The following is a 22299-nucleotide window of genomic DNA, read 5'->3' as shown; positions in this document are numbered from 1 at the left end:
ATTCGAACAGGGTTCAGAAAAATGGCATCGAAAATCCCACCGGCTCTTGGAATACTGAATCTGGAATTCGGGCTGCCGCCCGGCGCCACGCCGCCAGCGCCGNTGCCCGGCTCATTGCGGAATCCGGCAACCCATGGCTTGCCGGTCATCTTTGAAACCGTTGCAGGAGCTTGGGCAGAAAACGTCATTCGCGGCGATCCAGCGCTCGAGCCGGCTTGCATCGCAGCGGCCCGGCGCCTGGTGGCGCGAGGCGCTTTCGCAATAACCTCTAACTGCGGCTTCTTTATCCGGCATCAGGCGGCAGTGGCCGCGGCGGTAAATGTCCCCGTGGCAATGTCAAGCCTGCTTCTGGTGCCGATGCTGCTCCGGCAGCTGCCGCCAACCGCCAAGCTCGCCGTCGTGACCGCAGACTCGACACATTGCAGCGAAGATCTGCTCGGGGTCTCCGATCCGGCCGATCGTTCGCGGGTGATTATCGGCGGCATCGAGGGGGGCAAGGCGCTGCAAAACGAGCTGATGCGTCCGCCAATTCCGACCGACGTCGCCGTTCTCGAGGAAGATGTCGCCGCTTGCGTCGCTCGACTCCGCGCAGCGCATCCGGAAATCGCGGGGATCCTGTTCGAATGCACAGGGTTTCCGCTGGTCGCGCCTGCGATCCGGCGTCTGACGAACCTGCCAGTTTACGACATCACAGGCCTCTGCCGGATGATGATCGCGTCATCACCTGAAGGGCATTGTTGAATGTCACAGGTCAGGCCGTCGGGCTGGCAAAGCAGCCACCGACGCGCATTCTGTCGCTTAACATATCTGTCTCCAAGATTACTAGATGAGTTGAACTGATGACAATCAGCCGAGGGCCACAAGCATTTCCTAGAAGCGAATATCTGCGCCGGCTTGCCGCGCTGAAGTCGGAAATGGCACAGCGCGACATCGATGCGCTTATCGTGACCGATCAAAATAACATTACGTACCTCACGGGGTACACTCCAGACTCCGGATATGTCCCGCAGGGGCTTGTCGTTTCGGCGCACGAAGAGGAGCCGACGTTCATCCTTCGTCACTGCGATGCACCGGCAGCCATTCACCATTGCTTTATGGAACGCGATAAGATCTTCGCCTACCCCGAAGCTCTCATTGGGAATGCTGAAAAGGATGGTTACGACATTGTAGTCGGTTACTTGGAAGATGTTGGCCTCGCGAACCGCGGCATAGGGATCGAACTGAACAGCCTTTTGGGAGGGGCGGCGCAAAAGCTCAGCAGACGGCTACCCAATACCAGGATTGTGGATTGTACCAAGGTGGTCACCTGGATCCGGCTCATCAAATCTGATCGCGAGATAGCCTTCATGCGGGAAGCGGCTGCAATCTCCGACGCGGCAATACTGCGCGCCGCTGAAGTGATTCGCCCTGGCGTGCGTGAAGCCGATGCTTGCGCGGAAATCGTGGGCACTTTGATTCGCGGGGCAAACGGCAAGCCCGGAACGGGGCTGCATGGGATAAGCTTATGTTCCTCACCGCGTACAGGGACCTGCCACATTTCGTGGAGTGAAGACACCTTTCGAGTTGGATCGCAAGTCAACATTGAACTTGGCGGTTCGCGTCATGGCTATCCTGCCGGACTCATGCGCACGTACTCGATCGGTGCACCCTCTGACCGTTTGCGTCGTGTCCATGAGACCCAAGTGGCCGGCCTCGAGGCCGCTCTCGAAACGGTTCGCCCGGGAGCGACTTGCAGTGATGTAGCCAACGCATTCTATCGCACTATCAAGAAACATGGCCTCAGGAAGGAGTCACGCTGCGGTTACGTCCCATGGCATCGGCTGGATCGAGCCGACGGCAAGCCTCAAAGATGGCGACACGACGGAGCTGAAGCCGAACATGACGTTCCACCTGATGCTGGGCAACTGGATCGACGAGGATTTCGGATACGTCATCAGCGAGACGTTCCGTGTTTCGGAAACCGGTGTAGAAGTCCTGACCACCGCGCCACGCAAGATTTTTGAGAGTTAGGTCGGGTCCAGAGCGTTCGCCTATCCGATCGATTCTAGGCGCCCTAATTGGTGTTAACATAACACCTAGTCCGCAAACCTCCGAATTCCCGGTCAATAGTCGACTCTCGTAATTGGTCGGTTACTCAGTCTTTGATCAGAACGCTCCACGACTCCGCAAAATCTCAGTAATGAAAGCTGAGGCGAGCCGGACGGCTACCTCAGCAGCTAAGCCGGCTGGGTCACGATCCTCGACGTACTCGACCATCGCTACACTCACAAGTGTTCGCCTTGCGCGCGATGCCGCGGATCAGCTTCATCGCAGGCCAGAACTCGAGACCTCCAGGAGCAGGCGCCCACACCGCTGGCATAAGCGTCGGGTCCAGCCCATCGAAATCAAAATTTACGTGTACGTTGGCGCTTTCAGGAATCGCATCAATCACCGGCTGCACACCGCGATCGTACAAGTCTTCGCCGGTAAAAAACTTCGCACCCCATGCGAGTGCGTCGCGCACCTCCACGTCGCCGGCTGAGCTGGGGCCGCGCGTGCCTACTTGGATGATGTTCCTGACGAAGGACATCTCGGATGCGCGACGCATGCGCTCGATGCGTCCCATCTCTCACCGCAGTTAATGTCTCGCCAGTCCATGTGAGCGTCGATCTGCAGCACAGTGACTTCCTTATATAAACTCAACCCCTGCAACATCGGTATCGGGATCGAGTCCTCGCCGCCCAAGGCCAGGACGGCAATCTTGCGGCCTCCACAGTATCTTTGATAATCGTTCGGTTGGCTTCCGCCTCGAAGAAATTCACCGGCAGGTCGCCGATATCAACCACCCGATTGGCAGCGAGTACCGGAGGTTTTAGATCCCAATCGTGGCGGTCATGGTATCCGCTTAGCAGAACAGATGCCCTGCGTAGAGCGGCAGGCCCCGCCAGACTTGCCAGACTATACTGTTTATTATGCAGAGAAGGTGTCGCGCATGGAACGCCTATGACGGCAATATCGGCGTCGATATCTGCTAGGTTTTGGCATGCAGGCACGCCAAGGAAGGTGAGGGAAGTGGTTCGCGGACGGGTGTAGCAGAAGAGTGCTCATAGATCAGTTCAGCATAGTTCGCAGGTTTCTTCGAGCGCAGTGGATGTGATCAAATGTCGTTGTTCCACGCGGAGGTAGAGATAGGACCTGCCGTGTGTTGCGGTCAAGTTCGGTGATTGCTGGACATTCTGGTTTAGCTGCATCCGCCAACAGCTTGTTGAGGCCGACCGCGGCCTCGTATCGAGCGCGCTGACTGCGGCCATCCGATAGCGCTCGAAGTTGGTGATCCTGACAGCATGGCAGCGTTGGCGCTCGTGCCCGAGGCATGCCAAAGCAGGCAATTTCGTTTGGAGACCCCCGTTCAAACGGTTCTCCTATGAGATAGGTTATTCCCTCACCCTTCAAGCTCTGCACCGCCTTCGAGCGCGGTTTTGGACTTACATCAAACAGCACGCGGAGGATGTCAGCGGCGACAGATACTTCGGATGGGGCATAACGAAGCGGCGATGCGCATAACGCAGGCAGAATACCCAAGCTCTTGGACTTTCATCTATCCTCCATCGGAGATTAGAGAGTTCGTCAATCTTGCCATGATCAAGATCAGTGAACTGCGGTCGCGGGAAGTGAATCGGGGAAGGACATGACGGAGTCTACCATATCGCATCTGCCGGTTGCGGACACCCACTATTTGTCTGCCAGTGCCGGCGTGTTGAGCTTCGTCGGCGGTGGGGGCGACTTCGACGCTGCCGGACGGATTCGCAATCCGGGCGACCTCGACAGGCAAATCGAGGGCACGATGGCGAATGTGGCTGACGCGCTCGCGAGCGAATCTCTCGACGACGTGGTGCGGATCAAGGCGCATTACACCGCTGAATGCGACGACTGGGAGGTAATCGCGGCGGTAGCCCTCTTCTTTAAAGCGCATCCCATCCCCGCGATCAGCAGCGGATCCAGAGCCCTTGCAGCCTTTTTCCGGCCAGACAATCCAAATCCAGGCCATCGCCCAACGCGGTTGGCGGACGCACTCCGACTTCCGAACAGAGCTGCGCCCGATACCTCCGCAGAGACAGGCTCTCTTCGGCGGCCGGACGGTCACAGGACGCCTACGCGCGGGCGAGTTCATTGCCGTGGCCAGCCGCACTGCGGAGGACGCCGAAGGTGCGGTGCGCCACCCCAGCGACGCCGTGGCCCAGAGTCACTTCATCATGGAGAAACACGCGGAAACGCTGACTCCCTACGAGAACAAAGGGCGGACCGTCCTGAATGGCGAGCTGATGCCGCAGACCCGCTTCACCATGGGTTACATCGAGGACCTCCTGCGCCCCTTCGGCCGGTCGCCCGCGGACTTGAAGCTGATGGTCTGCTACTTAAGCTCGACTGGAACGGAGGCCGAGACGGTCGCTTTCGTCAGGACTCTCGCCAACTGCCTGGGTGGGTCGCTTCCGCCAGAAGAGAGCGTCGAAATTTGGGGCGTGGCGCAGGGCTGAAGGCGGAGCTCGCTTCGGCTCGCCTGGAAAGTTCCCCAGCTCGGCTTCGGGCAACATGAAGCAGCATTGTGCTGCTAGATTATTGGTACGAGAGGGGTCGAATGCGGTATTCGGCTCGACCCGCATGTTCGAAGGGAGATATTGCACTCGGCGGACGACAACGTGGCTTCCAGGAGAAATGAGCGGCACAAAAATATTACACAGGCAGACAAGAATGTTAAATAGGACGCAAGAACCATCAAAGCTAGACAATAAACGGCAGCTCGATGCCCGAATTGATTTGGCTGCGGCCGCCAGGCCGTCAAGGATAGGTTCATCGAAGGCATCGACAATCACTTTACACTTCCGGTGCCCGGCTATACCGATCGTTTTTACCTGAATGCTTTGGCCTACACTAGTCAGAGGTGAAAGCGTCCAATCTTATCGAGGTGTCGCTGGACGGTGAGGTCGTGAATGGTCAAGGTCTTGCGAACCTCTCAGCAGTCTGCATCCATGCACCGATGCATCGGCGTGGGATTCCTGCATCCTCCACGCGCACATGCCATATACGACCGCGCTATACGACCGCGCTGACCCAGCTAGAGGATATGAGGTTGGAACCGTCCAGCCAGAACGGTGTGAACCTGGAGAACCTGATCGCTTGCGACGTCGAGTATAATGGCTTTGCCAGCAGCCAGGACGAAGGCGAGAGGATGGCGGACGTGCTTGGCGATAAGAAAATCCTCTTGTTGGCTAATCACGGCGCTGTCACCACCGGCGACACCGTGGCGGAAGCATACTATCGGCTTTATTTTCTGGAGCGAGCGGCGATGACCCAGATGATCGCGATGGCTGCAGGAAAACGCCGTATGATTTCGGAAGTGGTTCAAAGCAAGATGCGGCCCTTGCCAGGAGCTTTAAGAAACGATGTCGATCTTGCCATTGTTATGTACTTTAACGCCATGAAGCGCGTGCTGAATGCCGAAGGCTCTGATTACGCGACCTAAGAATATGGTCAAAAGACACCAATGCGTAGGCAGGTCAGTCCTTGGCCCACTCAGAGCGTATTGAGCGCGTTGTCGACGTGCCAGATAAGCTCGTACTCCTGGCCTTAACATTCGCGATGGAGCAAATGATCGTGGTCGTACATTGTATTGGGATAAGCTAGCCATGACGTCCTCAATGCCCGCAGATGGCAATGCCGTGACCGTTCTGCTTTATGGGTTCGCCAATGAGTATGCGCAGCTAATTCACAAGCGCATTCCCGAGGTTCGAGTCTTGACTGCGAAAGACGCGGCATCTCTCGATGAGCAGATCGGGCAGGCAGACGTCCTCCTCGCACACAGCTTTCCGGCCGAATTTTTCAACAAAGCCCGGCGATTGCGGTGGTTCCAGTGCGCGAGCGCAGGCATAGACACAATCCTGCCAATCCAAGACCGCATCGGCGACCTCATCGTTACCAATGTTCGGGGCATGCATGGCGAAGTCATGGCCGATTACACAATGGCAGCCGTCAACATGATGCACTGGGACTTCCCACGGTTCATGCGGGATCAGTCTCGCAAAGAATGGCAGCCGAGAGCGGTGACACCGTTGGCGGGCCGAACACTCGGCGTGGTCGGGCTCGGATCGATTGGCGCAGCCATCGCCCGCCGTGGCAAAAGTTTTGGGATGAAGGTAGTCGGCTCAAAGCGCGACGTGACGGGGCCGATCGTCGGCGTCGATACGATTTTCCCTCCTGAGGGAATAGCCGAGTTGCTGCGGCTCTCCGACTTTGTTGTCCTTACCGTTCCCCTGGTTCCAGAAACCACCAGGCTAATTGGTCGCGAGCAGCTTCGGCTTATGCGCCGTACCGCCATTCTGGTCAACATCGCTCGGGGCCCGGTAGTCGCGGAAAGCGACCTCATCGAAGCGTTGGAGTCCGGCACCATCGCCGGGGCCGTCCTGCATGTATTTGAGCGAGAACCGCTCCCAGCCAATAGCCCCCTCTGGACGATGCAGAACGTTATCATCACCCCACATCTCGCGGGCTGGATGAGCGACTACGACGATCGCGTATTAGAGATCTTTAGCGACAACTTGCACAGTTTCCTCGAGAAGAAGCCGCTGCGGAATGTAGTCGATATGAAGCGAGGCTACTGACCGGGGTATTTGGGAACGGTCATGACCTAGTTTGGACGGACAGCAAGGTGTGCAACCGTCGACTCCCGGGAATGGACATCCGCTTGGATCGCTGCGGCCTTGGACCCACGGGGCAATCGCGCCCGCGATCAAAAAAGAATGACTGATAGAAGGTAGGTTTTCCGTCATGAGACAGCTTCCAAAGGATTTTCCGGATTTCGGGCTGACGCAAGAGCAGCGGCGGCTGGCCATGCAGACCCATTACTACGAGCGGCCCGGCATGGACGGCGCGCGCGGCGAGATCTGGTGCTACAGCGACCGTTATTCTTACCGATCGGGCGAAATGGTGCGGCTGCAGGTGAGTTCGACAACTCCCGCCTTTGCCATCGAGATCATGCGAGACGGCGCGACCGAGACAATGGTTCTGGAGCAAAGCGGCATCGCAGCGCGCTGGCAGGACACGCCTGAGCAGTGTTCCGTCGAGGGCTGCGGCTGGGAGACGACTGTCGAATTTGGGATCGATGAAAGCTGGCCGTCCGGCGGCTATCGCGTCACCTTGACCGCGGAAGGCCGCGCCGGCGGGCCGATCCGCTGCCATCATCTCCTGATCGTATTGCCGAAGGCGGGCCGCAAACCCGGTCGCATCCTGCAGGTCGCGGCGACCGGCACCTGGCTCGCGTACAACACATGGGGCGGCTCTAATCACTACAATGGCATCACCGGCCCGAACCAGAACCAGTATTCGCCTCTCGTGTCGACCCAGCGCCCATGGTGCCGGGGTTTCGTCGTGCTGCCACCTGATGCGCCACGCGTGCCGCTCGAGATGGCGATGCCGCCCATGACCGTGCCGCGCAAGCCGCACGTGGAATGGGCCTACGCCACCGGCCATTCGAAGAAATACGCATCTGCCGGCTGGGCGACCTACGACAGCCACTTCTTCCGCTTCGCCGAGCGCGCCGGCTACCATGTCGATCTCGCCAGCCAGCACGACCTGCACTTCTCACCGGAAATCCTGCTCGACTATGACTGCGTCGTACTTGTCGGCCATGACGAGTACTGGACCTGGGAAATGCGCGACGCGGTTGACGCCTTTGTCGATCAGGGCGGGCATGTGGCGCGTTTCGCCGGCAACTTCATGTGGCAGACCAGGCTAGAGGACGAGGGCCGCCGGCAGGTCTGCTACAAGTACCGGGCCCGCGCCGAAGACCCCGTGTACAGAGGCGGGGACATGCGCCGCGCGACCAATTCATGGGAAGCCCCGGAAATTGGCCGGCCTGGCTGCAAGACCTTTGGCCTCAATGCCTCGAATGGCGTCTATGCCGGCTGGATGGGCTTCGCGCCGCGCGGCGTGCGCGGCTTTCCGGTTTATCGCCCGGATCACTGGGCTTTTGCAAGAACCGGGCTGTTTTATGGCGACCTGCTGGGCGCCGAAGGCCACATCTATGGCTACGAGGTGGATGGGCTGGACTATCAGATCCAGCACGGCCTGCCCTATCCCTCGCCTGCGAGTGGCGCCCCGGATGGGCTCGAAATCCTTGCTGTCGCCATGGCCACCTTGGTCGAGGAGAGCGCCGATATCGTGCATGAAGGCCAGTACGAAGAGGAGGGCCTTTTCGTCGCCGAGACGCTATTCGGCGATGCAAGTGACGCCAATCTCGAAAAGGTAAAGCGCGGGAACGGGATGATCGTCAATTTCAAGCGCGGAAAGGGCGAGGTGTTCCATGCCGGGACTTGCGAATGGGTCGCCGGTCTTCTGAGGCACGACCCCATGGTTGAACACGTGACCTGCAACGTGCTTAACCGCTATCTCGGCCGGGGGTAGGGTCTCGTCTGCGTGTTTGCGAGCAAGAACACGGACGGCCTTCGCCGAAGGTTGATTGTGAGCGAGGTCCGCTCCTAGAGACGGGGCAACACGAGGAACAGCGCGATCCGCCTGTCGCGCCGCTCGGCCTCGGCCTCAGGCACTGGGATCGCTTTGCGCGCGTCCTTGTGGATGGCCGGGTCTGCTTGACCATGGATGGTATTGAGAAGAGGATTCTGTCACCCTCTCACCGGCCGCGGCGGCTTTTCCTGCCACCATCCGCTCATGGGCCCTTTCGGCACTTTCCACATAGTAAACATGTGTTGGAGCGGTGCGTCGCGGTGCATTGGGAGACACTGGGCGTGGGGCGGGCAATCCAGACCGGCCTCCATCGCGTGCCGGTCCTGCTGCTGCGCAGGAGCGCATTCGAGTGCGACCTTCTTGTCCCGCGCAGCTTCAGCAAGAGCCTGACGCAGTGGATTGCCGACCCTCCGCTTGAGTGAATTCTTGCCAGTGCGAGACCGGCCGATATCCGGACCGTGGGCGGGCTCCCCTGCAGTTTCATCGCGATGGTATCGGCCAGTCACATATGGAATATCACCCAACATCATCTCGAATCCAGATTGATACTGCTCAAGCAGCCGCGGGAGAGTGGTGGCACTGGAACTTGGTTTGTAGGATGTGCCTAAGCCCGGTCCGGAGCTATGGCTGACCAGTGCCTGCTCTCGATCAAAGTCCTGACGACCTTGTGGATCAGCTTGCGGACCGCAGAGACGGCTGGAGAGCGCTCATCTTTCGGGTTGACGGCAAGCACAACGGAACGGGTCATCACTGGATCAATGATTTTGATAGTCCGAACTTGGGCTTGAGACGACTCTTTCTGAATGGGCGACGGGGTAAGGATAGAATACGCTTTTCCTTCCATGACCATATTGATGATCGTCGAAAGGGAGTCGACTTCGAACTTGACGTCCAGCACACAATCGTGCTGGCAACGACATCAGCCACGGAACGCCTGACATTGTTGTTGCGAATAAGAACCGCCAGTGGACAAGCGATGCAGGTCGGCGAACGGTATCGAATCTTCGAAAGGCGGTTCACCCGGCGGCATCACCAGGCATTTACGCAGCTTGATGATCCATGGCGCCCGCGCCGCTTTGGGACGCGCCGGCGGCAAGCAGGATCTCTGGCTCGGCAAATTGCGGCAACGGCGCTATCCCAATGTCGCGGTCGTCGTGTTGGCAAACAAGATGTGCGCATCGTGTGGGCCATGCTCGCCGGCAATGCATGCTATGAGCCGGCGCTGTCAGTAACGGCAGCCTGAGGCAAAGCCGAAAACGGAACAAGGAAGGAGGTCCCACCCCAGCATTGCAGCAAACGGCATGAGATGGTGAAACGGTTAACCCGTCGCGTCGCGGACCTGATGTGTGGACCGGCATGGCGTCAGCCAATGTCACGGGGGGATCGAGATGGAAGCGGACTTCCACGGGCAGAAACGGTCCAACGAGATGCATGCTTCAACCACCGATCGCGACGACAGGCTCTACCGCAAGGGACGCGGCAAAGAAGCAAAGCTCTGCTTCATGGGTCATGGGCTGACAGCAGCAAGGCACTGCCGGAGCTTTTGGTCGACGCCTGCCTGACATTCGCCGACGGCCTGCTGAGCGGGTGGCGGCACTGCACATGATTGAGCCGCGGCGACCGGCCGCAGGCGATCACGCTCGGTGCCGACAAGGCCTGTAATGCGGAAGACTTCGTCAATGAACTGCGCTCGATGAAGGTGACGCCGCACGTGGTGGAGAACATAAGCGGACGCAGTTCGGCAATCGACGGCCGCACGACACGGCACGCCGGCTATGGTGTCAGCCGTAGCATGATTCCTTCATGCTGAAGCGCAGCCTGAGTTTCTGAAGTAGTTGGCGCCTTCATCGGGTCTGAATACGTCAAGGAGCTGGGCGATGCCGCGCCAGGTAGTCTTCACGGTGCGGGCATCGAGCTTGCGCAGTAGGGTCTTGAGCTTGGCAAAGACCTGTTCTCTCGGGTTGAGATCGGGGGAGTAGGCCGTGAGGAATAGGACCTTGGCGCCGACCGTGCTCTAGCGCATCCGCAAGCCGCATCGAAGAGGCGTTAGGCGGGATCAAGACGGTCGCCGGCAGGACAAGTCGAACTTCCGGGGCGCGACCGCGTCGGGTGGGCCTTCACCTTCGCTGCCGCCGCTTACAATCTGGCACGGCTTCCGAAGCTGCTGACGGTGACGGCATGATTGCGCCAGCAGGCTGCCAACTGATCGGCCGCTGGCGCATCGTCGAGGCTGATATATGGGATCGCGGCTATCTCGATCTCGGCGGACCAGCCACAATCACCATCGGAGCCGACAAACACGGCGAGGTCACCTTCGGCGCTCTGCAGGCCGGTTCTCGACCTCGGCTACATGGTCTTTTTCACATGGGTTCGGCTTCGACGAGATGGACGAGGTCACCGGCGACGGCTCCGCGAAATTGCTCGACGACGGCCTCGATCGAGATCATATCCGCCTATCACAACGGCGACGGTGCCATCCTCAAAGCCAAACGAGATCCTTCTTCAACAGACGGGGTGATTGGCGTCGGCCCCGAGCTGGAATGAGGGCGGCTGCTCCTGTCGGGATGTGAGAACGTGGTCGATGTAGATCGCCACATATCAGGAAGGAGCTGCCATGAAGTATTTTGCCGGACTGGATGTGTCCTTTGGAAGAGACCACCATCTGCGTCGTCGATGAGAGCAGCCGGATTGTGAAGGAAGGGCGGGCGGCGAGTGAACCCCAGGCGCTTCTTCATGCCCTTAGTCGATCTGCCGCTGGAATGCATCGGATTGGGAAGCTTGCTCGCAGGCGGCCTAGCCTTATGATGGTGTCCGCGCCGAAGGATTGCCGGCCACCTGCATTGAAAACCCGACAGGCCAACGCGGCGATGAAGACGATGCCGAACAAGACGGATCGGAATGACGCCCGCGCCCTAGCGCAGATCATGCGTCCCATCACCGAGCGCAGAATGAAACGGGCAATTTTTCTGGAGAGGGCGGCGATCTGCCTTTAAGCGCCACTTTGGAAGCGCTAAAATGGGCCGCTACGGTCCCAGCAGCGCATACTTTCGGGCATTGAATAACGAAGCGCCGACGAGCATAACGCGGGCCATCTATTCAAGCTATTCGCCCTTGCCTAGCTGAGCTAAGTGCTTTGGCAGAATGAGTTAATTGTGAAAATCTCATTATGATCAAGAAGCGAATCGGGTAAGGACATGATAGACTGTACTGTGTGGCATCTGCCGATCGCGCAAACCCACCGTTTGTCCGCCTTGGCGGCCGGGTCCCGCGTCTCTCTACGAGAACAAAGGGCGGACCGTCCTGAATGGTCAGCTTATGCCGCAGGCCCGCTTCACCATGAGCTATGTTGGCGACCTCCTGCGTCTTTTCGGCCGGTCGCCCGCGGACTTGAAGCTAATGGTCTGCTATTTCAAATCCACCGGAACCGAGGCCGAGACGGTCGCTTTCGTCAAGACCCTTGCCGACTGCGTGGGCGGGGCGCTTCCGCCCATGACGCTCGTACCGAAGTTTACGACGGCCTCCGAAGTGAGCGTGGAAATTTGCGGTGTGGCACAGGGCTGAAGGCGGAAGCCGCTTTCGCCCGCCTCAAAGTTCTCCTGCTTCCCATTCGGGCGCCGCCAACCCTCGCATGCGCTGCAAATACGAGGACGAACACATGAATGAAACTGACCCAATCAGCTCAACGTCGCCAAACAGACCTCTTGCTCAACGGGGGCCGTCACACATGAAATCTTCGTCCGAATTTGAAGAACCTATGTCACAGTTCGAAATCGCAGAACGAACTTTCCAGGAGGCAGTTAAGGCAGGCCTCGATCCAGCCAACCCGCGCGACCCGCGTGAGCCCGGCGCACCTTTCATCCCGCAAGTCGCATGGAAACTATCGCCTTGGAGTCAGTGGAGCTTCCAGCACATCCGCGAGATGGCACCGACAGCTCCGATTTGGCGCGGTTCCGGCTCCGTCCAGGCGCTACCCCAGTCGCCGCAGCCGGTCGGCGATATCATTGTCAATTTCCGAGATGGCAAGCGAACGGTGAACGACCATCTTGAGCGGAGCTATACCGACGGCTTCTTGGTGCTGCATCGAGGCCGGATCGTCTTCGAGCGTTACTTGAATAATCTCGCGCCACAAACGCAGCATCTTCTGATGTCGGCCACGAAATCGTTTACCGGTACGCTTGCCGGAATCCTAGCCGGCAAAGGTCTGTTTGATGTCAGGAGACCCGTGACGGATTTTCTCCCGGAACTAGGCGTCACCGGGTACCGGGGGGCGACCGTGCAGCAGTGTCTCGACATGACGACGGGTATAGCCGCTGACGACTCAGGGAATCTTGGCACGGTCGGTGAGAAGATGGATTACTGCTGGTACCGCGCTCGGCCGTCGAGCTGGCTGCGCACGTACTGGGAGATAGCCCTCTCGATTGGCGAGCAAGTACGGCCACACGGCGCAAAGTTTGATTACAAGTCAATCGATACCGCCGTGGTGGGTTTCGTCCTGCAGCGGGTCACCGGACTGTCAATGGCCGATTTGCTGAGCCAGGAGATCTGGGCCCCTATGCGGGCCCAAGAGGACGCCTATGTAGTTTTGGATGACAGCGGCTTCGGACTTGCGAGCGGCGGCATGTGTGCGACGCTGCGTGACTTCGGACGGTTTGCCCAGTTGATGACCCAGGGGGGCATCTTGGACGGGCGCCGGATCCTACCCCAAAGCTGGATAGAAGAAACACTCAACAGAAAAACCGCACCCGTAGAAGGCGACCAATCGCTCGCCTATTATAGCAACTTCTGGTGGGTTGATGCTAAGCATCGCGCGTTATGGGCGGTGGGTCATGGCGGACAGCAGGCGTATGTGGAACCAGACGCCGAGTTTGCGGCGGTCAAGCTGTCCTATTTCCCCGAGTACGACACCGACGAACGTTTTGGTGACGATCGAGCGGCGATTCTTGCGATCCGCGCTGCGCTGAGCGAAGAGTGACCTGCTCCCGACGTGTGATCGAGTGCGGTCTTCTGTCGGGCCTTCATGTGCGGCATCTCCAGAAGCCGCTGGCCGGTACGGTGATCTGCAGATCAGGTCCAAATCTCAACAACGAGCGCATTGGCTCTTTGGCTCCAGCTGGCTTTCCTGAGCCAGATCTGTTCGATCGTTGCGCCCATTCGGGTCGTCGCCTTCTCACACCCCCTTTACCGGTGCCGGGCTGTTTGCTGCAGGTCGATCATGCAGCCGCAGCCGACGCCGGATTCCGATAATCCTCATTCGTTCTCGGCATCGCCCAGATTACCGCGCCTCACCAGGGCGGTCGCCACGAGCATTCGCGGCTTTCTCGCCAGCATATGCGCCAGCCAAGATCCCGTGGAGATCGATCTGCGACCTCGCCAGTTCAAACGTGACATGGCCCCGATGATGAGCAATTAGCGAATGTCGGGCTTGTTCCTCTTTCGAAACCCGCCCGAGGCGTTCCTTACGTCCCGAGGAATGCTGCCGTGGGACAAGTCCCGCCAAGCCGCGAAGTCCCGGCCGCGTTTGAAGCTGGCCATGTCGGGTGCGAATGCTTCAACCGCAAGCGCGGTCAGCGGGCCAACTCCCGGCATGATCTGCAGCCGCCGCACTGTTCGGTTTCTGTCGCCAGCTTCCTGAGCTGCACGGTCTTGGCCTCGATCCGCCGCGTCTTCCATGCAATCTGATCGATAAGGTCCTGGCATTCGTGGCGGACCAGTTCGAACTCCTCAAGGGCCTTCATGCCGGCTTCGGCGTCCTTCGCCCGATAGATTGCGCGCAGCGCCGGCACGGCGGGCTTGCGATCCTTCCAGACACGAATTCTAGGGAATGGCGGATCAGGTGCACGACGCATATGTGGACGGCCTCCTCCTTGCAAGATTTTCGTTTAGTGGTTTGATCTGATCGCTTGCGATCATATGTCCGGCCTCTGGTTGCAGCCGCTCGTGGCCGCAGGCCAAGATGGTTCCTGCAACGTGAGTTGCAAACAGGTCTGCGGCCTTTTGAGAGCCTTGCATCATGCGGATTGTCTCACGCCTCGGATCGATCGATCACACCAACTGCTCGTTTCCTGCAAGTTCGGACTTCATAGGTTGCGTTGTCGTGCTTTCCCTGGATGGCTGATTTCTATGCTGCTTGGATATCAGTCGATATCGCAGCATTGGTGTTGCATCGTTCGCCAGTGACCATCAGTTTCCATGCGATGCGGGCGATTTTGTAGGCCAACGCCACAGCGACAAGTTTTGCCGGCTTACGCTTGAGCATCTCCAAGAGCCATGGCGAAGGATTCCTGCCACAACCGCTTCGGACGTGCCGTAGAAGAGGGTTGTACCGGCGACGAGCACGTTTCGCAAATTTCCACCGCCGGCACGAGTGATCACGCCAAGTTTGACGGGCAGTCGAGCGATCCTTTGGCATCAGGCCAAGCCAAGCAGCGAAGTGTCGCCCCGATCGGAATGTCCTGGGCGCCGGCGTCTTCATGACCATCATCGATGCACCAATCGGCCCCATGCCCGGAGTTCGCGCCAAGCGTCGACTGCATTCGTCGGAGCCCATGCCAGGCCTTCGACTTTCTCGATTTCTACCTGCAGCTGGGCAAATTGGCGGCCGTGGAGTGCCAACAGGTCACGAGCCAGTTGGGGCAGCGTCTGATCGGTCGCGATGCGCGCGAGGAGCGCCTCGATCTTATACGTATCTTTGGCAGCGATCAGTCCGAATTCAGCAGCATATCCGCGAATGGTATTGATGAGCTGCGTGCAATGGCGGACCAACCGGTCGCGCATACCTATTAACATCAAAGCGGCCGCTCCTCGCTTCGGGAAAGCCTTTCAGGCCGTCGACGACGGCGATCAGAATGTCGGGGACGCCGCGGTTCTTCAACTCGTTCATGACACGCAGCCAGAACTTGGCGCCTTCCGTCTGCTCAATCCAGATGCCCAGAATCTCCTTCGTGCCGTCGGGCAGGATGCCAACCGCGATGTAGACGGCTTTGTTGCGGACGAGGCCTTCGTCACGGATCTTGAGCCGGATCGCGTCGAGAAGACGAGCGGAGACCGCGTCAAGCGGCCTGTTCTGTCATTCGCCCACTTCATCCAGGACCGCGACGGTGATTGCCGAGATCAGGTCCGGCGATACGTCAATGCCGTAGAGCTCCTCCAGATGGCCGCGGATCTCGCGCACCGTCATGCCGCGCGCGTACATGGAGATGATCTTGTTGTCGAAATCGGGAAACCGGTACTTGGCGATCAGCTTGGCTCGAAGGTCCCTGAGCGGTCGCGCGGGATCGTCAGCGGCATCTTCGATGTGCCCGTCAGCACGGACTTCCGCGAATGGCCGTTGCGGCGATTGGCACTACCGGCCCCGCCTTCATCTTCAAGGTGTTCGTCCAACTCGGCGTTCAGAATGCGCTCCGAAAGCGCCTTCTTAAGATCGTCGAGCAGAGCGTCCTGGGAAACACCTCATTCGGATCGCGGCCGGGAAGCAGCGGTCCAGAAGTTCTCTCTCGATAGCCATGTGATGATCTTCTCCTTCCATGATTATGGCCTCGCGCACAGAATTCATGACAGTCCCTGCATTTTCCATGAAATGCCAGCGATCGGCGACCTGGATCGCTTGGGGCAACGCCTTCGCTACCGCCTCGCCGTAGCCGCTGCGGCGGTCGCGCGAGACGATTTCGATCTCCAGATAATCGGTGAGCCAAGCCTTCACGGTCGCAATCTCGCGGTCGGGCAAGAGCGTCACGATCCGCCGCCGCTCCAGATTGCAAACGATGGTCCCGTAGCGATGATTCCTGCGCCACGCCCAACCATTGATGCCGATGACATTGAGCTGATCGTCAGGCAGGTTGCTCGACGCCATCTTACCGGGGACAGCACCTGCTTCCATAATTGTGCTGGTTCCATTCATCGGGAATTTCAACGACGCCGATCGGCCTGCCATCTTGGCTAGCAACTCTGGGTTGGAGGCGATGCAAACTCCGCCTTTAGCTCATTAGCCTAAAATCAACGTTCTTCACGGATGGCAGATGATCACCAGACCGACTAGCTTTCGCACTCGATTCGAGTATGACTCGTTGGGCTTTTTAGTCCTTACCACCTGCGGGCGTCTTTTGGCGTCGATCCAAAATGGCGCTTGAAAGCGGTGCAGAAGTTGGAGGTGTGAGAGTAGCCGACCTCGTAGGCGACCTGCTTAAGAGGAATGCTGCCCCCCTCCAGCAGCATCATCGCCCGCTTCATTCTGCGCTCGGTAATGTGCTGGACGTAGCTAATGCCCATTTCGTTGCGCATGTCCTCCGACAGATCCTCAGCAGAAACACCGAGCGACGTTGCAAGCTCCGAGAGGGAGGGCGGGTTCTTCAGGTTGGCGTCTACCACGGTCTTGAGGTGTTCGACGCGATTCGCAGCTAAGTCAGGACGGGATACAAATTCGCCGTCCGACAGGAGCGTGCTGAGGCTGAGGCAGAGGAGTTCTTGGGATTTGGTCGAAATATAGCTTCTGGAGAGCATTGGATGAATGCCGGGATGAAGCACTTGCTCTGCCGCTGACATGAGCGCATATGGGAGCGGGCGAGAATACCAGAATGCCTCATCCTTGTGGCCGCCCGAGCCCGAAAAGTCCGGAAAGCAGATCGGATAAAATCCGAACAGCGATGTCAACCTTTCTGGCCAAATGCCGACGGACAGCGACAGCTCGTTGGCACCGCACCTCCAGACACTTCGCTTCTCAAGTCCCCGCGGCTGGTAAAACACAGCGAGCGTCGGCCTATTCAACTCGTGCTGGTGCGCACCCCCAAGCTCGATCCGCCGCGATCCAGACAGGTGGAGCAGAAATACCAAGCGCCCAAGGCCCGGTTCGTCATCGAAAAACTCGTCCTTTGCCTGCACCCTCCGAACCGTGAGGCAGGGGTTTTGATAATCAAAATAGCCATCGACCTGCCCTAAGGCGTTCTCCGGGGGAGGCAGAAAGCGGTAGACGCTAGAGGTTTCGCTCCCGCCATTCTGCTGGATGCAAAATCGACTCCCCTGATTTAGGAGGCGGACGAACTCATCCGTGCCAGTCAACGCAGTCCTCACGACGTCCACTCAGCCGGCGAAAGCTGGTGCGGGACGCTTACAAGAAGCACAACGTTCAGTTCTACGGCTAATTATTACGACCGTCAACAAGACCCAAACAGTCGCTGAAATACCCGCTGGTTTCCAGATGCCACACATTCGATTCCAGTCCTCGACTTCAGATAAGGAAGCGCCGGAGCGGAAACCGCCAGTGGCTTGATGCATTCGCGACTTACCAGAGCTTCAAGATCTGCATTGGTCTCCCTGCGGCTGGCAAGATCGTCACGTTCTGCGGCGGACAATTCAGTGGCGATCTCATGCGCTTCTGACCTCCGAAAGAACGGGTCTCGTGACCGCCCATTCCAGCTTGGTATTTTGCAAGGCCGAACCATAAGTCTTTGCCTCTCGAAATAACTCTCATGGCTCGCGCGGTGATGTGCGTTCCGGTTACATCGTCAGGAAACCAACGGGAGCATTTTCATGGCCGCTGGACGCAAAGTTATCATAACATGCGCCGTGACTGGTGCCGCGCACACGCCGACAATGTCGCGATATCTGCCGATCACTCCGGAGCAGATTGCGGAGCACGCGATCGGGGCGGCGGAGGCGGGGGCCGCCATCGTCCATCTCCATGCCCGTGATCCGCAGGATGGGCGTCCCACACCCGACCCAGACGTATACGCGCCAGCCATTGATCGCGTGCGCCGCGAATCTGATGTGATCGTCAACATCACGACGAGTGGCGGCCCGAAGGCGACTCTCGAAGACAGGATCGCGGCTGCCCTGCGATTTAAACCAGAGCTGGCCTCCCTGAATATGGGATCACTTTCCCCCTACGGGAGGCAGAGGATTCTCGACAAGTTCGAGCGGTGGCAGCACGTTTGGGAGAAGGACCTATTCATGGCCGCGCGGTCTCGGGTCTATCCGAACACTGAGGAGACGATCTCCCGAACGATCAAGGAAGTTGGGGCGGGCGGCACACGCTTCGAATGCGAGTGCTACGATGTAGGGCATTTGTACACTGTAGCATACTTCGCGGAGATCGGATTGCTGACCCCGCCCTTGATCATCCAGACAGTCTTCGGATTCAGTGGCGGAATCGGTCTCGAGGCCGACAATATCACTCACATGCGCAACGTCGCAGATCGGCTTTTTGGCTCGGATTATCACTGGTCAGTTCTTGCGCCGGGAAAACACCAGTTCCGGCTGTGCACTATGGGCGCGGCTATGGGCTCGAACGTGCGGGTGGGGATGGAAGACAACCTCTATCTCGAGAAAGGGAGGCTCGCCCGGTCCAACGCCGAGCAGGTTGCCCGGATGCGGGACATCCTGACGCTACTGTCTTTTGACATCGCGACACCGGACGAGGCCCGGCAGATGCTCGGGCTGAAAGGGCAATGCTAATGCCGATGGCTCAGACGCAGCAGGTACAGGAGCCAAGTCTGCCACGAGTTGTAATTAGGTTTTCAAAGCACGTTGGAGACCTGTGCCAGGTGCCGTAGCAGCCTTGCCAGGGCATCCAGGGTATCGAGGGCCCGTTTTATGGAACCTCTATGACCGAGAAAACGAGACTCAATCCTATCCGGACTGCTCCAGGGCCGTGGAGCGACGAGGATATCAGGCGCATGCCGACCCAAGGCTTTCAGAAGGTCCTTGCGATTGAGCTCGACGAGGTGTCTCCAGAACGCATCACCGCGCATATCGACATCGACGACCGACACATCAATTCTGGTGGCGCAGTGCACGGCGGCATTCTCATGTCCTTTGCGGACAGCCTTGGCGCGATCGGGGCGCTACAGAATCTTGGCCCGACGCAAAGAACGGCGACGCTTGAGTCAAAGACGAATTTCGTGCGCGCCTGCACGGGCGCGAAGATTACCGCTGAATGCCGACCGCTCCACGTGGGTCATCAGACATCCGTGTGGCACACCGTAGTGCGGGATGACGGCGGGAGGATCTGTGCACATGTGTGGCAGACGCAGATTCACTTCGATGCCAAGGCTAGCTCCAATCGGGACCAGGGTAAGCGCAACGCAGTTCCCGTGTCCGGGAGTGAGTCAGGCTGACCCCAAAGCCATACGACCTGAATGAGCGGCTTGGCTCAGCAGAGATCAGGGTGCACAATCCACAAGCTGGTGGTAGCCTGCCGTAGGCTAATTCCGTTCTCTGGTCATGAGATCGATCCATAATGCGATGCCGACCGGTATGGCGTCGTCATTGAAATCGTATGCTGGATGATGGAGGGGTGCGGTCATGCCGTTGCCCATGAAGATGAAGGCGCCGGGCCGGGCTTGCAGCATGTAGGAAAAATCCTCCGCACCCATTACAGGCGTCATTTCGCGCTGCACCGCGGGATCGCCAACCACGCGTGCGGCGGCGTCCCCCAGGAACCGGGCCTGGACGGGGTGATTGACTGTCGGCGGATAGCCACGGCGATAGTCGAGTTCGGCCGCGGCCCCAAACGCCGTTGCGACGGAGCTGGCGATCGCCCGGATCCGGCTTTCGACCTGGTCGCGACTGGCGTTTGATAAGGTGCGGACCGTGCCCTTAAGCGCGACCTCTGACGGGATGACGTTATAGGCATCGCCGGCGTGGATGGACGTGATTGAGAGCACAACGGGGTCGACGGGGTCGACGTTCCGTGAGACGATCGTCTGCAGTGCACTGACAAGGTAGGTGGCGATCGGAATCGGATCGATGGTTTCGTGCGGCCAGGCCGCGTGTCCGCCTTTGCCAAGGATCTTGATGTCGAAGCGGTCGGATGCGGCGAGCATGACGCCGCGCGACAGGGCGAAGGTGCCGATGTCCATGCCCGGCAGGTTATGAAGAGCATAAACCTCTTCGATGCCGAAGCGTTCGAAGAGGCCGTCCTCGGCCATTACCTTGGCGCCGCCGCCTCCCTCCTCCGCGGGCTGGAAAATTGCGATCAAGGTGCCGGGAAAGGCGCGCGTCGCGGCAAAATGTTTCACGGCGCCAAGCAGGATCGCCGTATGCCCATCATGCCCACAGGCATGCATTTTTCCCTCACTGCTCGAGGCGTAGGGCAGGCCCGTCGCCTCAAGGATTGGCAGAGCATCCATGTCAGCACGAATGCCGATGGTGCGACAGGCGGGGGCTGTTTTGCCCCGGATCACCGCAACGACACCGCTTCGGCCGATGCCGGTTGCGACCTCGTCACACCCGAAGCTGCAGAGGAGGTCGGCGACGCGTGCGGCTGTGCGGTCGACATCAAACAGAAGCTCAGGATAGCGATGGAAATCGCGGCGCCAGGCCGCCGCTTCCGCTATAAGGTTCTTGTCCAGCGTCATGCTGACCATTCCTGCCTGTGCGGGAGAGGGAGGGGCTCCCGCATGCCAAAGCCACCCCACTGGGATTGTGCCTGCTTAAAATGGATGCGCCTCCGGCTCATCGATTTTCGCTTTCGAAAATCCGGAACGTCTCTGTAAGAAGCTCCATGAAGAGGTCGATTTCCGGCTCGGTTATGATGAGCGGCGGGGCCGCCATAAACCATTCGCCGAACTTTCCGTTTGCGGCGCGGCGCGAATAGATGTGCAGGCCGAGATCGCGGGCGATCTCCGAGATGCGGTAGGACGCCTGCCTAGCAGCGGAGAAAATTGCCTTGGTGGCTTTGTCTTCGACGATTTCCACGGCGTTCAAAAGCCCCATGCCGCGCACATCGCCAATAGTGGTGCTCGTATTCTTCAACGCGTTTAGCTTCTGACGAAAGAGGGCACCCATGCGTTCGGCATTTTCCATCAAATTCCGTGTCACCAGCTCAGTGAGAACCGCAACTCCGATGGCTGAGGATAGGGGATTTCCGGAATAGGTGTGGCCGTGCAAGAAGCCGCCAGATTCAACGACCTTGTCGACAATCCTGTTGGGGGCAATCATGGCGCCAAGCGGCGTGTAGCCGGCGCTCAAACCCTTGGCGCAGACGACAAGGTCGGGCAAGGCGTCTGGCCAGTGATGGGCGGCCAAAAAGGTTCCTGTCCGGCCGGCGCCACACATAACCTCATCAAAGATCAGCAGAACGCCGTAACGATCGCAAATCTTCCGGACCTTGGTATAGTAATGGTCCGGCGCGACCAAGGCGCCGGTGGCGACGCCGCCGACCGGTTCCATGATGAACGCAAGTACCGTGTCCTCACCTTCCGCGAGAATCTGTCTTTCGAGCTCGTCTGCGCAATGGTCGGCATAGGGTTCGACGTCGAACCCTTCGGGGACGCGGTAGCTCAATGGTGCCGGGACCTTAGGCATTATCCGCATAATCGGGCCGAATATTTGGTCCCGATCCGGATCGCCGGTGACGGCGGCGGCGCCGAGAGTCGAGCCGTGATAGCCTGGCATCCGCGCCAGGACCTTCGAGCGTTTCGGCTGGCCCGTAACGACGGCGTATTGGCGTGCGAGCTTGAGGGCAGATTCGACGGCTTCCGAGCCGCCGGAGACTAGGAAGGTTTGATCGAATCCGGGGCCCGCGAGGTCTGAGACCATCTTGCAGAGCGTTTCGGTCGCCTCGCTGGTGAATGCCGTACGGACAACATAGCTAAAGCGCTTGGCCTGTTCGATCATGGCCTCGCGTACGCGCTCGTTGCCATGGCCGATATTGGCAGCGACCGCGCCGGACGAACCGTCGAGATAGCGCTTGCCGTTGGTATCCCAGAAGAAGATCCCCTCGGCATGCGAGATCGTGGGCGTCACGATGACGCCGCGCCCGGCGTAGAACGCTCCTCCGAAAGATGGCTTTTGAACAGGCTTGGGCTG

Annotated in this window: 14 protein-coding genes and 11 pseudogenes; 14 read left to right on the top strand and 11 right to left on the bottom strand. The window is 59.0% G+C overall.

Features of this window, described 5'->3' with window-relative positions; genetic code table 11:
• Nucleotides 1-333: 333 nt before the first annotated feature.
• Nucleotides 334-741 carry a hypothetical protein gene (locus M727_RS44065; protein ID WP_036264041.1) on the top strand — a complete coding sequence of 136 codons (408 nt, stop codon included), beginning with the start codon at nucleotides 334-336 and terminating at the stop codon, nucleotides 739-741.
• Nucleotides 742-839: 98 nt separating this feature from the next.
• A pseudogene (locus tag M727_RS38245) lies at nucleotides 840-2010 on the top strand (Xaa-Pro peptidase family protein).
• Between the two features lie 220 nt (nucleotides 2011-2230).
• Here M727_RS38245 and M727_RS43880 read toward each other — a convergent pair.
• Nucleotides 2231-2605, bottom strand: coding sequence for an arginase family protein (locus tag M727_RS43880; RefSeq protein ID WP_027155780.1), 375 nt, complete (start codon nucleotides 2603-2605; stop codon nucleotides 2231-2233).
• A gap of 1381 nt (nucleotides 2606-3986) precedes the next feature.
• On the opposite strand from M727_RS43880, the gene M727_RS0130650 reads away from it, so the two are divergent.
• From M727_RS0130650 to M727_RS0130635, 4 genes are all read left to right on the top strand, one after another.
• On the top strand, nucleotides 3987-4514 hold the full coding sequence (locus M727_RS0130650) for a hypothetical protein (RefSeq protein ID WP_027155778.1): 528 nt from the start codon (nucleotides 3987-3989) through the stop codon (nucleotides 4512-4514).
• Between the two features lie 404 nt (nucleotides 4515-4918).
• Entirely contained in the window at nucleotides 4919-5500 is a 582-nt protein-coding gene (locus tag M727_RS38235; RefSeq protein ID WP_051505815.1) for a class II aldolase/adducin family protein, read from the top strand.
• Between the two features lie 163 nt (nucleotides 5501-5663).
• Entirely contained in the window at nucleotides 5664-6635 is a 972-nt protein-coding gene (locus tag M727_RS0130640) for a D-2-hydroxyacid dehydrogenase (RefSeq protein ID WP_245269058.1), read from the top strand.
• A 166-nt stretch (nucleotides 6636-6801) separates the two neighbouring features.
• Nucleotides 6802-8436 carry a N,N-dimethylformamidase beta subunit family domain-containing protein gene (locus M727_RS0130635; protein WP_027155776.1) on the top strand — a complete coding sequence of 545 codons (1635 nt, stop codon included), beginning with the start codon at nucleotides 6802-6804 and terminating at the stop codon, nucleotides 8434-8436.
• Between the two features lie 664 nt (nucleotides 8437-9100).
• Here the strand turns inward: M727_RS0130635 and M727_RS38230 are convergent.
• A pseudogene (locus M727_RS38230) lies at nucleotides 9101-9535 on the bottom strand (LysR substrate-binding domain-containing protein); the annotation flags it as partial.
• Nucleotides 9536-9887: 352 nt separating this feature from the next.
• Here M727_RS38230 and M727_RS38225 point away from each other — a divergent pair.
• A pseudogene (locus M727_RS38225) lies at nucleotides 9888-10291 on the top strand (IS5/IS1182 family transposase); the annotation flags it as partial.
• Between the two features lie 102 nt (nucleotides 10292-10393).
• Here M727_RS38225 and M727_RS43410 read toward each other — a convergent pair.
• Nucleotides 10394-10501, bottom strand: a pseudogene (locus tag M727_RS43410) (IS630 family transposase); the annotation flags it as partial.
• A 26-nt stretch (nucleotides 10502-10527) separates the two neighbouring features.
• Between M727_RS43410 and M727_RS42005 the strand changes: the two are divergent.
• From M727_RS42005 to M727_RS38215, 5 genes and pseudogenes are all read left to right on the top strand, one after another.
• A pseudogene (locus tag M727_RS42005) lies at nucleotides 10528-10678 on the top strand (IS5/IS1182 family transposase); the annotation flags it as partial.
• Complete coding sequence (locus M727_RS38220; protein ID WP_245269057.1) at nucleotides 10675-11040, top strand: hypothetical protein; 366 nt, start codon at nucleotides 10675-10677, stop codon at nucleotides 11038-11040. The pseudogene M727_RS42005 and the gene M727_RS38220, both read left to right, overlap by 4 nt.
• A gap of 70 nt (nucleotides 11041-11110) precedes the next feature.
• Nucleotides 11111-11426, top strand: a pseudogene (locus M727_RS0130605) (transposase); the annotation flags it as partial.
• A gap of 385 nt (nucleotides 11427-11811) precedes the next feature.
• On the top strand, nucleotides 11812-12057 hold the full coding sequence (locus M727_RS0130600) for a hypothetical protein (protein ID WP_027155770.1): 246 nt from the start codon (nucleotides 11812-11814) through the stop codon (nucleotides 12055-12057).
• 163 nt (nucleotides 12058-12220) lie between these two features.
• Nucleotides 12221-13468: a serine hydrolase gene (locus M727_RS38215; protein WP_198032726.1), complete on the top strand. Its 1248-nt coding sequence runs from the start codon at nucleotides 12221-12223 to the stop codon at nucleotides 13466-13468.
• 314 nt (nucleotides 13469-13782) lie between these two features.
• Here the strand turns inward: M727_RS38215 and M727_RS43405 are convergent.
• The 6 genes and pseudogenes from M727_RS43405 to M727_RS0130550 all read right to left on the bottom strand — a co-directional run.
• Nucleotides 13783-14094 (bottom strand): annotated as a pseudogene (locus M727_RS43405) (transposase); the annotation flags it as partial.
• 26 nt (nucleotides 14095-14120) lie between these two features.
• Nucleotides 14121-14341, bottom strand: a pseudogene (locus tag M727_RS42595) (transposase); the annotation flags it as partial.
• 273 nt (nucleotides 14342-14614) lie between these two features.
• A pseudogene (locus M727_RS40885) lies at nucleotides 14615-15291 on the bottom strand (transposase); the annotation flags it as partial.
• A 7-nt stretch (nucleotides 15292-15298) separates the two neighbouring features.
• Nucleotides 15299-16000 (bottom strand): annotated as a pseudogene (locus M727_RS38205) (IS256 family transposase); the annotation flags it as partial.
• 24 nt (nucleotides 16001-16024) lie between these two features.
• Nucleotides 16025-16321, bottom strand: a pseudogene (locus M727_RS40880) (transposase); the annotation flags it as partial.
• Nucleotides 16322-16575: 254 nt separating this feature from the next.
• Nucleotides 16576-17547 (bottom strand): AraC family transcriptional regulator, encoded by a 972-nt coding sequence (locus M727_RS0130550; protein ID WP_156941695.1) that lies wholly within the window; start codon nucleotides 17545-17547, stop codon nucleotides 16576-16578.
• Nucleotides 17548-18018: 471 nt separating this feature from the next.
• Between M727_RS0130550 and M727_RS0130545 the strand changes: the two genes are divergently transcribed.
• Nucleotides 18019-18942 carry a 3-keto-5-aminohexanoate cleavage protein gene (locus M727_RS0130545; RefSeq protein WP_027155763.1) on the top strand — a complete coding sequence of 308 codons (924 nt, stop codon included), beginning with the start codon at nucleotides 18019-18021 and terminating at the stop codon, nucleotides 18940-18942.
• Between the two features lie 149 nt (nucleotides 18943-19091).
• Nucleotides 19092-19604: a PaaI family thioesterase gene (locus tag M727_RS38200; protein ID WP_051505813.1), complete on the top strand. Its 513-nt coding sequence runs from the start codon at nucleotides 19092-19094 to the stop codon at nucleotides 19602-19604.
• A gap of 87 nt (nucleotides 19605-19691) precedes the next feature.
• On the opposite strand, the gene M727_RS0130535 is transcribed toward M727_RS38200, so the two are convergent.
• Nucleotides 19692-20846, bottom strand: coding sequence for a M20 aminoacylase family protein (locus M727_RS0130535; protein ID WP_156941694.1), 1155 nt, complete (start codon nucleotides 20844-20846; stop codon nucleotides 19692-19694).
• Between the two features lie 97 nt (nucleotides 20847-20943).
• A partial coding sequence (locus M727_RS38195; protein WP_036264032.1) for an aspartate aminotransferase family protein occupies nucleotides 20944-22299 on the bottom strand: 1356 nt, incomplete at its 5' end.

It is taken from the genome of Mesorhizobium sp. WSM2561 (genome assembly GCF_000513915.1).
Classification (GTDB): Bacteria; Pseudomonadota; Alphaproteobacteria; order Rhizobiales; family Rhizobiaceae; genus Mesorhizobium; species Mesorhizobium muleiense.
This window is presented reverse-complemented; position numbering and strand designations above follow the sequence as displayed.

What these genes read in the sequence shown, in the direction of transcription:
- M727_RS43880 (WP_027155780.1), bottom strand. Translation starts at nt 2,605, where the DNA reads ATGGGACGCATCGAGCGCATGCGTCGCGCATCCGAGATGTCCTTCGTC.
- M727_RS0130545 (WP_027155763.1), top strand. Translation starts at nt 18,019, where the DNA reads ATGGCCGCTGGACGCAAAGTTATCATAACATGCGCCGTGACTGGTGCC.
- M727_RS0130640 (WP_245269058.1), top strand. Translation starts at nt 5,664, where the DNA reads ATGACGTCCTCAATGCCCGCAGATGGCAATGCCGTGACCGTTCTGCTT.
- M727_RS44065 (WP_036264041.1), top strand. Translation starts at nt 334, where the DNA reads ATGTCAAGCCTGCTTCTGGTGCCGATGCTGCTCCGGCAGCTGCCGCCA.
- M727_RS0130600 (WP_027155770.1), top strand. Translation starts at nt 11,812, where the DNA reads ATGCCGCAGGCCCGCTTCACCATGAGCTATGTTGGCGACCTCCTGCGT.
- M727_RS38220 (WP_245269057.1), top strand. Translation starts at nt 10,675, where the DNA reads ATGATTGCGCCAGCAGGCTGCCAACTGATCGGCCGCTGGCGCATCGTC.
- M727_RS0130535 (WP_156941694.1), bottom strand. Translation starts at nt 20,846, where the DNA reads ATGACGCTGGACAAGAACCTTATAGCGGAAGCGGCGGCCTGGCGCCGC.
- M727_RS0130635 (WP_027155776.1), top strand. Translation starts at nt 6,802, where the DNA reads ATGAGACAGCTTCCAAAGGATTTTCCGGATTTCGGGCTGACGCAAGAG.
- M727_RS38215 (WP_198032726.1), top strand. Translation starts at nt 12,221, where the DNA reads ATGAAATCTTCGTCCGAATTTGAAGAACCTATGTCACAGTTCGAAATC.
- M727_RS38200 (WP_051505813.1), top strand. Translation starts at nt 19,092, where the DNA reads ATGACCGAGAAAACGAGACTCAATCCTATCCGGACTGCTCCAGGGCCG.